The following is a 13,386-nucleotide window of genomic DNA, read 5'->3' on the forward strand; positions in this document are numbered from 1 at the left end:
ATAATTATAAATTTAAAATCCACGTCTAATCTAAATCACTCTCGGATCATAATCCATCAGGCAAGTCATTGCCGGATTATACCGAAACTTGGCAGCTCCCGTTGCCCCGTTGCGGTTCTTGGCGACTAACAGAAGGCCGACACCACGAAGGTCTTCCTTTGTCTTCGGATCATATGTTATATTGTATTTCTCGGCACGGTAAACGAAGATCACCACATCCGCAACCTGTTCGATTGCACCGGAGTTGCGCAAATCGCTCAATACAGGGAAATGCAGCCCCTGTCGGCGGTCGACCTCACGGTTCAACTGTGCCAGCAGGATCACAGGGATCTCCATCTCCTCTGCCATCAGTTTCGTTTTGCGAGCAATACTGCCCAAGGCCAGATCAGTTGTTTCCTGTAACTGATTTTTCGATACGACGATATTGATCAGGTTCAGGTAATCGATGAACAAAGCACCCAGTTTCCCCTGCTTATTCAATACCTGCGCTTTGGCACGAATGTCGTCTATCGTATCCGACCCGCAATATTCGAGCGTGATCGGCAAATGTTCCAGTTCCTGCTGCGCCTGCTCCAACCGGACACGGTCGGAAGCCAAAGTTCCTTTGAAGCGCAAACGGTCGGCATCGATCCCACTGATCATCGACAACAAACGGATCACATTCTGCTCCTTGCTCATCTCCACGCTAAAGAAAGCGACCGGTATGCCCTTCCTGGCCATACTGAGTGCCATCCACAAGGCCACAGCCGATTTCCCCATCGAAGGACGGCCGGCTATCACTGTCAGCTCCCCTTTATACAATCCGCCAGTCAGGGCATCCAGATCATACAGGCCGGAAAGGATACGGGTGATCTTACCCGCTTCACGGTCTGCCTGCTCTTGATAACTCTTCGCGAGCACCCGGGCGGCCACTGATCCGGCCTCTTCCATCGAAGCCGAACGAGCCATTCCGTTACGCAACCGTCCGGCCAGATCCTCTACTCCCGTCAACAATTCCGGCAGGTCGGCGGAAGGCAGTTGCGCCTCCGTCTCTTTCTCCTTCAAACCGTTGACCAACTGGCGCAAAGTATAGCAGCGCAGCAGCTCATCGGCATGAATACGGATATGGCTGTCGGTACGCACATCCAGCAACATTTCCGTAAGGAATGACAAACCGTTCAACTGCATATAAAGGCTGCTATCCAGACGCAGCATCTCATTTTCTACTGTCAACATATCGACTCCGGTACCCGACTCTACTAACGACAGGATCGCACGGTAAACAAAACTGATCCGCGAGTCGCTGAACATGTCCGCTTTTAAACGGCCGATCACATCGAATATGGCATCCGGACTGGTCAGTAAACCGGCTATCACAGCCTGTTCCATTGCCAGGTTGATGTTCGGGGTAATTTCCCGTCTTGACTTCTGTACTTCTTTCATCAGTTTACCACTCCTTTCTGTCCGTTATTCAAGTTATAGAAATTCATCGCCTGGCTAAAGAAATCCACACCCGGGGCATCAACGGCAGGCTGAGTCGAGACAGGAGGCAGACCGGCATCGGATAAACCTGATGGCGGTTGATCGTAGTTAGTCAGGATTATCAGTTTGTAATTTACCAGATCTTTCACCTGCAAAAAATACCCTGCCTCCAAACGCTTCAGGCAGCTCTTTACCGATTTGCGACACAAGCCTGTAAGAACTGCGATCTCCGAATAGGAAGTAATCCATTCGCCTGCATGGCAGATATAAGAAAATTCATTCAGGCAAACCATCCCTTCACGAAAATAAGCAAAGGTTTGCACACAAAGCAGCACCTTTGCCAGGTGGCGCTGTTCCTGGTTACTGCCGAAAAAAGATTTCAGCACATTTCTTCCAACTCTCAGATAGCCGGTTTTACGATAATCCGGAGTCATGTGTTCATTACATTTCGTCATGATTTCTTCGTTTTTTGTTAATAGTTGAAGTGTCACAGGCAAAGTCACAGCAAAGTCACATCTGAAAGTTTCTGATATTCATCATACATAGATCGATTACGATTAGTAAGGATTACAGCCCCGGTTACAGCTCTCTTTAATATAGAATTAATATTATATATAATAAATACAAAGAAGGCCGATCAAAAAAAATTAGAGGATTCGCTTATCCATTCGCCTGATACAGGCAAATTTAATATAACCTCTCCTCAGGGCGGAGTACAGCCTTTTTGGAAGTTTTCAAAAAAAGCAGGCTCATTCCCAGCCCGTTAATAATTTATTTTTCTATTTTCCCTGTATCTTTTAAATCCTTAAAATAATCAAAAAGAAACTCGTATTGAGGGAGAATATCATAAAACGAGCGTCGGCAAGTAGTACGCATTTTCCCAAAATCAAATGATAAATAGAGCGTATCAGCCAATCCCTGCAAAGAGCAATCGAACAGACCGATTTCATACAGGGCAGACATGACGGCAAAAAAAAAGAACGGTTTTATCACTTTCTTCAGAGGTACCTGAAACTCGGCCTCTTCATAGCCATAGTAAGCAAGAATGGTTTTACGATAATACCTAAAAAATTGTTGTGAAAAAACTTGCCAGGATCCTTTGTTTATATCTTTCGATTCACAAAGAAAAGTAGCACATTGCATCACTGTTTCATTAACATCCGGTAATTTATCCATATTCTTTGAAAAAGAAGAAAACACAAGATGTTTTCCACCGGCCATCTTATAAAAAATTTTTTGTTGATTTTCTGTATCATAACTAATTTTCTCGATTAATGCCGGGAATGAACCTACTCACAAAAAAGTCGTATCTTTTGCTTTCAAAAGAAGGGACTTTTGATTTTAAAAGTCCTGTCTTAACATTTCAAAAGACCCTTATTTTTACTCTTATTCGATCATTTTCAAATTCTCGCGACTTAAACGAGGATTTTGTGCAGCATATTTACGAAAATAAATAACAGCTTTCTCTTTATCATCTTCCATCAGGGCCAATACTCCGAGATTATTCCAGGCACGCTGATCGTTCTCCACCTGATTGAAAAAATAACGAGCAGACTCGGTATCGCCCTGCGACAAAGCAGAGGCTGCCGCATTCAGTTGAGCTACAGCACACGAAGGATAGGTATAAGCTGCTATTTCATATACTTCACGATATTGATCCGTACCCGGACGATAGAAGGAAGCAGCATGGAAAAAATCTGTCAGAGATACTTTTTCCGGTTGACTATAAATCTGTTCTATTAACAGGGAATTATTTACAGAAATGATCTGCGACTTCGTTTCTACAGCCAACTCCATACGACGCAAACGACTAAAGAAACTCTTTTCAATATCCTTATAAACAGCTCCGCTATCCATTGCACGGATTTGTTTACGGCGATTGTCGGGATCGTCGGTTAGCTGAAAGATTGTCAACACGCGGCTTGCATATTTCTTATCTGATTTTGAGATTAGTTCTTTCAACCCGTCCCAGTCTTCCCCTACCCAATCGACCGTAATCAGGCCATTGTCAGGCAACTTAAATTGTTTCTGTAAATAGTTTTTAAACTGGATGGAACGGTTTCCTGCCAGACGTTCGTTCTCCTTCGTATTGCCATCGGGAGAAGCATAGCCGGTAATACGGATTTTTGTTACGCCACCATTACCAGATTGCAAAAGAGGCTTCAGGTGTTCTTCCAGCTTTGCCAACTCTGCCCGATTATTGCCATATTTCGGATTAACCGACACCCCTCCTGCCGGGAAATCAACAAAGACAGAAATATGTTGAGAAAGCATCTTCGGAGCCAGTTCTTCATCCGGAGTGATATAATTGATCATCCGGTTGTAAACCGACTGAGCATCGATCTGTAACAGCGGTATTTCAATCTTTCTTGTTGCCCCAGGAAGACTCTTTTCCTGCTGTTGCTCCGTTTCGGAGCTGATTTGCACAGAGCGTGCAGCAGCATAGACATCTTCGGTTACTGATTGTTTTGGGGCAGTACAGGCCGGTAAAACTGCCAGCAAACCGATGCCGGCGATCCCTTCTAAAATTCTTTTCATGACTTATATTTATTTTATAACGATTGAAACAATTCGATCCATTTATGTCCGATTTTATCAATATTGAATTGCTCTACGGATTGAACGGCAAAAGGTTGCATTCTATTTAACAATGAAGAATCCGAAGCTAGTTTATATAATTTCTCCGCATATAAATCTATATCAAATGGAGCTACCAAACAGCCATTTATCCCATCTTTTATAATATCTGTAACTGCAGAATAGCTGGAAAAAACAATCGGAATACAACCATTCTGCATACCTTCTACAATCGACATAGAAAATCCTTCACTAGTCGATACTAACGATATTATCTTAGCTTTAGAATAATATTCCAACGGAGATTGATAGCCGCAAAAAAACACATTTTTAAGTTCTAACTTCATTGCCAAATTCTCCAAACGAGCCCTATCTGCTCCATCTCCCACTAACTCAACTCTCCAATCAGAAAGTTTATCCTGTATTTTATGCCAGGCTTGCAACAGACGGTCAACTCTTTTATCTGAATAAGAAAGTCGTCCAACAAATAATATTACGTTTTCTTTCTGTTCCATACTTCTTACCTTTACATTTGAAAATGTAAGTGGATTGGGGATCGGTTTTATTTTTTTAGAGTAGGAAACACCTAGTAATTCTTTTATTTCTTCGACATATTTTGGAGATAGCACAACGATAGCATCCGTATATCGATGCATGAAATTCAGATTCAATCCTCTATGAATAAAATCTCGTTTTTTATATAAAGGCAAGAAAATATGTTTAACTAACATTTTAAAACTAAGGAATGGCTTACTCCAGGAATAGTCATAGCCAAATAATTCATTATAATATTTCATAGAAGAATCGATTGAATAATGAATAGAAGAAATGATCTTTACATTTGTGTTTAATATTTTATGATTACACAAATATAATTCTCCATACCAGGCATCCTGATTTATCAATACATCTATTTCCAGTTCTTTCAGTAATTGATTCATGTATAATACATTTTCCTGAGAATCGCATTTAGTTGAATTAGGTAGGAAATAGGTTTTAATATCCGTATTATCACTAAATGTATCTTTTTTGTAACGAATTAAATAGTAAATAGTATAACCGGATAATTTTAAATAATGAGACACAAGATCTGTTACACGTTCCGTCCCTCCTTGCTCCGGACTTATCGGAGTAGTATTGTAAAATAAGATATTCATAATTTATACATTATAAAGTCCAAAGATACAGATCATATCTTCCTAATTTTCAACTTTTAAGGTTCTCCCAGAAAACAGACGATCTGTTGTACCTGTAACGGAGTGAACTTGCGTTGGCCTTTGAGCCAGCCGGATTTTGTAAGGGCAGCTGTCAATTGCGGATTATGATGGATCCAGCGTTTTAATGACTGGGCGGCAGAGCCCGGCTGCAAATCCGGATTATATAATAAGCCTAACTCTGTAAACCCATAACTCTTAATGGGAAATTTTTCTTCTCCCGAATAATCACTTACTTTCATGGTTACCTTTCTTTATTGATTTATATGTTATGTCCATTTTAATTATTTAACCCCTGAATATCAACTATTTTACGGCAGATCGCTAATGATTCTGAGCGGTGGGAAATAACCAACAAAGTTAATCCGGGACATTCTTCCGACAGCCGGACGATCGCGCCATTAATGGCATGTTCGGTTGTTTCATCCAAGGAAGAGGTCGCTTCGTCGAACATCAGTATTTCCGCCTGCTTATACAACGCACGCGCAATGCCGAGTCGTTGACGTTGTCCGCCTGAAAGCAGACACCCTCCCTCACCTATCGGAGTATCAAGCCCCTGAGGTAAGGTTTTAATGAAATGATCTAACGAGGCCAGACGGATTGCCTCTCTAGCCCGGTCTCTATCGATTTCCATTCCATCCACTCCCATCGCTATATTATCCAACAAAGTACCTTCAATCATAAATAATTGTTGTGAGACATAGCCGATCTTACTTCTCCACGATTCCAACCGGTCTACCGATAAAGAAACTCCATCCACATAGATGCCTCCTACCTCCGGTTGAAGAAATCCCAGTAACAAATGAAATAAGGTAGACTTTCCCGAACCTGACTCTCCACGAAAACCGATAAAATCGCCTTTTGGGATATCCAGGGATATGTTTTTTAAAATTTGCACCTTTTTATCGTAGGAGAACGAGAGGGTACGGATCGATATGACTTTCTGAAAATCCAAAGGTTGTTGCTCCAGTATATGTATTTCTCTTTGTTCCGCTTCCAGGTCACTCAATAATCCGGCTGTAAATGAATTGCCTTTCATCTGAAAGATGAATCCGGAACTACGAACCAAACCGGGAAGGACACGGTAAACGGCTATTGCAAACAACCCTATTATCAACCCCAAAGAAGGCAATTCGAAGAACCGGGTAGCCAGGATCAGTACAACCAATGAACAGACAATCGCAATCTCCAAAGCTTTCTGCAAAGATCCATTCAGTAGTAAACGCCGCACATTGATCCGATTTTGCCTGATCATTAAATCCTGAAAATTGTCAAAACTTTTAGGAAAAGAATGACTCATTTCCATATCTGTATAACCGACAAAGGTTTGTTGCAATAACTTTCCCTTTAAGGGTATTAGCCGGAATAGCATATTTCCGTAAAGTTCCATACGGGATCGTGAAAAACGATAGTATGCCAGAGTGATCGGAACAAAGGTTAATAGAACCAACAGAAATATATAGACATTAAACAGTATCAAACCGGTCAGAATAGAAAGTATAACCACACATTCGCAGATCAGTTGGGCATATGGAACCAGATACCCTTGAACCAGATTATCAGAGATACCATTTACTTTATTAATGAGTGTCAGACTATTATGCTGTTTGATATACAAAAAGCCTTTCCGGTAATAATAGTTATACAAATGCAGAGATAAATAACTGGAGATAGTAAACAAACGTTTGTTCTGTATATATAGCAGCCAGGTGTAAGCTACTACCCGGACAACCGTAAACAACAGGATACAGACACAGATAAAAAACACAAATGAAGAAAAATCTGTAAACTCCCCCCATTTATATAGCCCGGATAAATACTCATTCTTATCAATCGCATTTTCGTCCAGCACCAATAATAAGATGGGAAGTAATACCCCGGTACCCAGCAGATCGAAAACAGACATCAAGAAAATAGTACCCCCTGTCATCCAGAGGTGCAATCTATACGTCCAGGGTAATAATTTATACAAACGGATTATAACTGATGGTATTACACGTATCATACAGATAAAAGTTTTTTGTTAGTAGTTTGTTGTAGAATTTGCTCACCTTCGGATAAGCTAAGCCATAGAAAAAAACAGAGATAGGCACCTGAAGCTGTGATGTACCCTTCCACGAGCATATGCACTGAGAATAGTACCATCATAGAGCTTAATAAGCCTCCGTTCAATCCGGTATCTAACTCTTTATACAGTATATATATTATATAAGCATAGGGTAATAAAAACGCAAGGAACCCGTATAACCCCAATGATGACAAAAGAAAAAGCCAACTGGTTCCGGGCTCTACAGTGCCTGCTTGCCGGTTTATTGTATGTTCACTTTGAATATAGTCCAGGTTAAAACTAGAAAATCCTACCCCGAATAAAGGAAATGCGGTAAATTCATCTATCCGATCCTGCCAGATCCTCTCACGAGAGGACACAGTACCACCATTCTTCCTGCTCGATTCTGTTTTCTGACGAAGCCTTTCCGTATAGGGCCACCAGAGGGCTGAAGTAGATACCGCCAAAAGAAGAATAAACAAACCGAACTGAAGTAATGCACCTATTCGGTGCCTATATAAACGGATATAAAAAAAAGCCCCCCCTACAATTGTTGCAGCCAAGGCTCCGCGAGAGCCGCTTAACAGCAATACCAGAAAACAAATACAGAGATATACCGATTCTTTATAATGTTCCAGCCGGGTTTCCGACAGATGAAACCGGTAGAGACTATACAATACGCAAATACCAGCTAAAGGGGATAACAGCATCGATTGATTAGTCAATCCGCTAAACCCCGAATAATCTGTAACTAAAGCCGGTGCTATAAACTTCAATAGAAATGACACCAAAACGATCCAGCGAAGAACCAATAAAGTCCGGATAAACAAAAGACGACGTATCCAAGTCAACCGATCATTTACAACAAAAGGTCCCACCATAAAGGTCACGCTGAAAAAAGCAAACATGCGCAAAGGGGTCTGAAAGAAAGCCGGTATATCATTCAGCCATATAGAAAGAAACACTGCCGAAATAAAGAAAAGATATTTTTTATTCACAATCATTCCTCCCCGAAACAGCAACCAAATGAAACAACCCAAATAAATGCTGTAATAGATAACATCGGGTAAAATCAGAAAGTGATTCACACATCTAGTAAAAGAAGCCCCAAATACAAGCCAGAAAAGTATCTTTTCCATATTTATTTCAACACAGTCAATAAAGTCTCAGCCACTCTTTCCGGAGTGATTTTCATCCCCAGCTTCCGGCTAATTCGTCCCATCTGCAACAAACCAGTTTCCGGTTGCATCAATAATTTTTCGACGGAGCACCGAATAGAACGAATATTTCCGGGAATAAATAGATACCCGTTTTCTCCCTCTCTGACAAATGAAGCAACCGCTCCGCAACATTTGGAAGCCAATAGGGGTAAACCGGCACAAGCTGCTTCGTGAAGAACTAAAGCCCAGGGTTCGAATACTGAAGGTAGAATAAACGCACCGGAACATTCCATTACTTTCAACAGATCCTGTTGATCCATAAAATCGAGTATCTCAACATCCGGATAGCCGGTTAACTTCTCTTTTTCCGATCCGTTACCCACCAATATTAATTGCCAGCCTTTCCGATCCAAAATAGATTGCCAGGCTTTTAATAAATAGGCCAATCCTTTCTCCGGAGCAAACCGACCGATATATAACAATCGCTTCGGATAATCCGCCTCCCGGCTGTTCAAATCTATCCGGCTAAAAAGTTCTACATCTGCCGACAAGTTATGCATCAGGATCTGATCCGGACGAAAACCCAATTTACGGGCATACTTCACCTGCCATTCACCGGCTACAAACAGATGGCTGAACCACTGACGCTGGCGAAAGCGGGCGGTTACTACATTCAACCATTGTTTTCCTCCTCGCCATTGCGTATCGCTACCGGCAACAACAGGAAGATGTAATTTCCCACGTACCATGCCAGCTACCTCATTATACAAAGGATCTATCCAGCCTGCCGTCCAGACCAGATCCGGATTCAAGCTTTTCACCATACGAAATAAATGATCAGGATTTTCAAAAGTAGAACGTTTATAATAAGTTACCCCTTCTAATAAGGGCGGTAGATAAGGCGTCTTTTTATTTGTGTCCTGTAATACCACATGCACACAACATCCTTTCTTTACTAATTCCTTTATTACAATTATATTGTAAGGCATTAATTCTGTATATAAAATCAAAATTGTAACCATTTTATCTGGATATAAATAGTCTGAATTTACGGTAGATAGAATCAAAATGATACCGTATATAAAATAAGAATTGATAAAAAGAATCTGTTACTACAAGTGTGGTATGAAATAAAATAAAATAGAACATTTTTTGATAAAAACCTTTCGGTTGGAATAATAAGATATCCTTTTTCAGTGTTGTATTCTCCAAAATATCTTTTCTCAAACATTCTATACGCTCTTTACGTGTCAACGGACTGTTTCTTTTATAAAGACTGGTTGCATAAGCTGAATAATCTGCAATTTTCCGGAAACTTAAAAAAGCTTCCACATTAAATTTATCTGAATTATACACTTTAAAAAAATGACGAAAAACATCTGCGGTCATTTCACAAGCTTGCAAATGAGTTGCTGAAAAAGATCCGGCCGCAGATAGTTCTTCCCGACGCATATAATGATAAAAGAGATCCGGTAAAAGAGTTACAGACTGGATATGTATATAGTAATTTAAATTAAACATCAAATCTTCGTAAGGTAAAACTTCAGGGAAGGCCAACCGATAATCTCTGATAATACTTGAACGATAAAGTTTGTTCACCGGGTATGCAAACAGATTTTTATCTGTCAAATCAAAATATAAATCCAACAAACGATTGCGGTCATTTTCTGTATATGCTTTATCCACTTGTTGATAAAGATGTTTTTTATCCTTTGTGTAATCCACACTTACACCACAAACAACCCAATCCGGATTATACATCAGCGCCATATTTAACATAGTTCTATACATATCCGGTTCGATCCAGTCATCTCCATCGATAAAACCTATATATTCACCCGTTGCCAATTCCAATCCGACATTTCGTGTAGCTCCCGGATTCCCGTTTCGTCTATGTACTACTTTTATCCGTCCGTCTCTTGCTGCATATTCATCTGCAATACGCCCACTATTATCTGTTGAACCGTCATCAACGACTATTATTTCCAATTCTCGTAATGTCTGGTTACAAATGCTTTCCAGACAAGCCGGGAGATATTTCTCCGCATTATAAACCGGAACGACTACTGATACAAAAGGGGATTCTTTCATTTTAACTGGGTTTGTTTTCGGATAACGATTCTTTCCGGGAGTGCCATATCCATACATTCAATGATTTACTCAACCCTATACCCAGAAGCAGATCGACTGCCAGCAATACATTAATATTACAGATATCTGCCAACCAGTTATTCAGAATCAATAAACCGATTGTAAATGCCAGATTCAGTTCCGTTGCCTGAAGATGAGTCATGCCGGCTGCCAGACATTTATGGTGAAGATGGTTACGGTCAGCCAAAAATAGCGGACGATGACGCATCGCACGCACAACCATCACCCGACAAACATCGAACATCGGAATAAATAATAAAGTAAAAGGGATGACCAGGTTCTTTACGTCGGGTTCTGTTTCTGAGATATAAGTGGGGTACTTTATAATTAAAAATGATAACAAAAAGCCCAACGATAAAGAGCCGGCATCCCCCATAAATATTTTTGTTCCTTTGGAAACACGCCCCCATATATTAAAATAAAGGAAAGGAATCAGGCATCCTGCTGCTGAAAAAGCCAGCATCGAATACAACCATAATTCTTTACTCCCAAACATCCAACCGATCACTACGAATGAAAAAATACTCCCTCCGGCTGCCAAACCGTCTATGCCATCTATCAGATTGATTGCATTTGTAATATATACGATAAGCAGAATGGTCAACGGAACACCCACATAAGCCGGCAGTTCGTATAACCCGAATAAGCCATACAAGTTTGTCAGATAAAAACCGGATATGGGAAGTAAAGATGCGACAAGAAACTGGATAAGAAATTTTTTACGGTAACGAACACCGATTAGGTCGTCCTCGATACCTTCCATGAACAGGAAAAAACAGCCTGCCGACAGAAATAAAAATTCTAATAAGATATTTCCTGTCAATTGTTCATTCAACGGGAAACCGATCAGATAACGGTAACCTACAACCAACGACATCGTCAGGGCAATAGAAGGGAAAAAGGCAATACCGCCTAAGCGAGGTATTTTCTCTTCATGACTTTTCCGGCTATTGGGGATATCATATAACTGTTTTCGTTTGGATATCTTCATTATCTGCGGAAGAAAGAGAAAGGAAAAGACAAACGACAGCACCAGGCAAAGAAACAGGGAGATTTTACCTTTCAATGGTTCGCCATAAACAATACCAATAGTAGCTGATAATAAAACTGTTAACATGCGTTTATTGTTTGAGAGTTGATATAACAAAGGTCGTCAGTCCCATTCCTCTGGGTGACATACTAGTGCTTTTTATTTTGACCCTTATTTATGGAATAAGGGTCATTTGGTTTAAATCGCTATATATCAATCGGATAAAGCAAGTGAGATCAAGTGCACATAAGAGAGGAAAGAGATAATTTCGGTTATTAATGCATATGAATAATGTTCCAGAATGATCTATATCAGAAAAGTAAATGAGTAAAAATCCGGGAATATAGTTGATAGTGTTTATTTAGTAAAATAATATTACAAAGACCCCGCATCTTTAAATAAACGTCAATAAATTCATTTATGACTGTTTCGTGTTTCTGCTAAGTTCAGTTAATGAATTTACCGCAGCAGAGCTTGAGTTTTATAAAGGTTTCATTTATAGCATGTTTGGTACCATATTTTCGTAAAATACAGCTATATTATTATAAATTTAGTCTTTTTTAAGAGGCAAAAATTCTTTTGGCTAAAGATTTATCCATTTAATTTTTTTACATTTGCAGCGTTTAAGATTTTCAAGCCATTTGGTAGTATAGGGTAATAAATATTACATTATTTTTCTACTGAATTATTGGCAATGACCCTTATTCCATAAATAAGGGTCAATTCTTAGACTCTCGTTTATTCATCCACTTTTCCACAAATCCCGTGATTTTCAAATTAACCCGATCAATTACCGATTGATCCAGATCGCTCAGATAAAATCTTGTTGTTCGTTCAGAGGTATGCCCCAATGCCTGACCTATTATTGCCGCTGATGCAGAGTTTTCTTTTGCACACATTGCCCAGGAATGGCGCGCCACATAAGAAGTCAATTTTACAGGACAATTCAACATATTACCGATTTTAGCCAAGCGCCGGTTATAGGTTCTCAAAGCCACCTTATAGGCCTCATAAGATACATCCACTGATTTCAATATAGGGAATAGTAGCTCAGACTCTGCATCTGAATATTTTTCCAATAAGCTACGCATTCCCTGAGTGATCGTTACACGTATTTCCGTTTTAGTTTTTATACGATAATAAACCAGCACATTCCCATGCAGATTCTTACGGGTTAAATGCGCCAGATCCACAAAAGTCATTCCACATGCCATAAAACAGAAAAGGAACAGATCGCGAGCAAAATCCAATCGTTTATTCCCTCCCAAATCCAGTTGTATCATATCCTTTATTACATTTGTTCCTATCGAACGTTTATACGATGGTACAGGACGTAAATGTAGTTTTTGAAAAGGATTTTCTTTGGGACTAACCAAGTGTTCAGAAATGGCACTATTATACACACTCCGGAATATGCTGGCATAATTACTTACTGAATTATGGCTCAGATTTAATGACTGAAGATGAGTTACAAAGTCGTTGACCAACCGCGCATCTATCTGTTTCATTGTCAATTTTTTTTTACCCAGAAACAGTTCCAACTGGTTGTGGGTTGCTTGATATAACACAGCTGTCCCCTTTTTACCGGATGCATATTTCTTCTCCTGCAAATAATCGATATAGTTCAACACAGAAGCGAGAGCTTTTTTCTTTTTTCTTTGTTCTACTAACATAATTCTCTAATTTTAAATTTATGAATATGAAACAAATATAAGCGATAGTTAGATTACGTTTGTACCGTCCAAA

12 protein-coding genes are annotated in these 13,386 nt (G+C 39.9%); all 12 read right to left on the reverse strand.

The genetic code is table 11. The features are described 5' to 3' along the window. Window positions 1–30: 30 nt before the first annotated feature. The 12 genes from HMPREF1536_RS20960 to HMPREF1536_RS21015 all read right to left on the reverse strand — a co-directional run bounded on the left by HMPREF1536_RS20960 (window position 31) and on the right by HMPREF1536_RS21015 (window position 13,313). The gene (locus HMPREF1536_RS20960; RefSeq protein ID WP_044193120.1) at window positions 31–1,422 is read right to left on the reverse strand and encodes a replicative DNA helicase; all 1,392 of its coding nucleotides are present in this window, start codon (window positions 1,420–1,422) and stop codon (window positions 31–33) included. Continuing rightward, on the reverse strand, window positions 1,422–1,916 hold the full coding sequence (locus HMPREF1536_RS20965) for a hypothetical protein (RefSeq protein WP_028729201.1): 495 nt from the start codon (window positions 1,914–1,916) through the stop codon (window positions 1,422–1,424). The genes HMPREF1536_RS20960 and HMPREF1536_RS20965 overlap by 1 nt, the downstream gene beginning before the upstream one ends. A 316-nt stretch (window positions 1,917–2,232) precedes the next feature. Further along, complete coding sequence (locus tag HMPREF1536_RS20970; RefSeq protein ID WP_052349889.1) at window positions 2,233–2,682, reverse strand: hypothetical protein; 450 nt, start codon at window positions 2,680–2,682, stop codon at window positions 2,233–2,235. A 165-nt stretch (window positions 2,683–2,847) separates the two neighbouring features. Next, on the reverse strand, window positions 2,848–3,999 hold the full coding sequence (locus HMPREF1536_RS20975; RefSeq protein ID WP_028729199.1) for an OmpA family protein: 1,152 nt from the start codon (window positions 3,997–3,999) through the stop codon (window positions 2,848–2,850). A 14-nt stretch (window positions 4,000–4,013) separates the two neighbouring features. Further along, complete coding sequence (locus tag HMPREF1536_RS20980) at window positions 4,014–5,195, reverse strand: glycosyltransferase (protein WP_028729198.1); 1,182 nt, start codon at window positions 5,193–5,195, stop codon at window positions 4,014–4,016. 56 nt (window positions 5,196–5,251) lie between these two features. Continuing rightward, window positions 5,252–5,494 carry a DUF4248 domain-containing protein gene (locus HMPREF1536_RS20985; protein ID WP_028729197.1) on the reverse strand — a complete coding sequence of 81 codons (243 nt, stop codon included), beginning with the start codon at window positions 5,492–5,494 and terminating at the stop codon, window positions 5,252–5,254. 38 nt (window positions 5,495–5,532) lie between these two features. Continuing rightward, window positions 5,533–7,257 carry an ABC transporter ATP-binding protein gene (locus HMPREF1536_RS20990; protein ID WP_028729196.1) on the reverse strand — a complete coding sequence of 575 codons (1,725 nt, stop codon included), beginning with the start codon at window positions 7,255–7,257 and terminating at the stop codon, window positions 5,533–5,535. Beyond that, a complete protein-coding gene (locus HMPREF1536_RS20995; RefSeq protein WP_044193118.1) occupies window positions 7,254–8,438 on the reverse strand; it encodes an O-antigen ligase family protein in 1,185 nt (394 codons plus the stop codon). Before HMPREF1536_RS20995 ends, HMPREF1536_RS20990 begins: the two co-directional genes overlap by 4 nt. Before the next feature lie 2 nt (window positions 8,439–8,440). Next, on the reverse strand, window positions 8,441–9,448 hold the full coding sequence (locus HMPREF1536_RS21000; RefSeq protein ID WP_225608038.1) for a glycosyltransferase family 4 protein: 1,008 nt from the start codon (window positions 9,446–9,448) through the stop codon (window positions 8,441–8,443). Between the two features lie 34 nt (window positions 9,449–9,482). Next, window positions 9,483–10,550, reverse strand: coding sequence for a glycosyltransferase family 2 protein (locus HMPREF1536_RS21005; RefSeq protein WP_028729194.1), 1,068 nt, complete (start codon window positions 10,548–10,550; stop codon window positions 9,483–9,485). A gap of 1 nt (window position 10,551) precedes the next feature. Continuing rightward, complete coding sequence (locus HMPREF1536_RS21010) at window positions 10,552–11,727, reverse strand: MraY family glycosyltransferase (protein ID WP_044193116.1); 1,176 nt, start codon at window positions 11,725–11,727, stop codon at window positions 10,552–10,554. Between the two features lie 632 nt (window positions 11,728–12,359). Beyond that, on the reverse strand, window positions 12,360–13,313 hold the full coding sequence (locus tag HMPREF1536_RS21015; RefSeq protein WP_044193114.1) for a tyrosine-type recombinase/integrase: 954 nt from the start codon (window positions 13,311–13,313) through the stop codon (window positions 12,360–12,362). Between the last annotated feature and the right edge of the window lie 73 nt (window positions 13,314–13,386).

Source organism: Parabacteroides gordonii MS-1 = DSM 23371 (assembly GCF_000969825.1).
Lineage (GTDB): Bacteria > Bacteroidota > Bacteroidia > Bacteroidales > Tannerellaceae > Parabacteroides > Parabacteroides gordonii.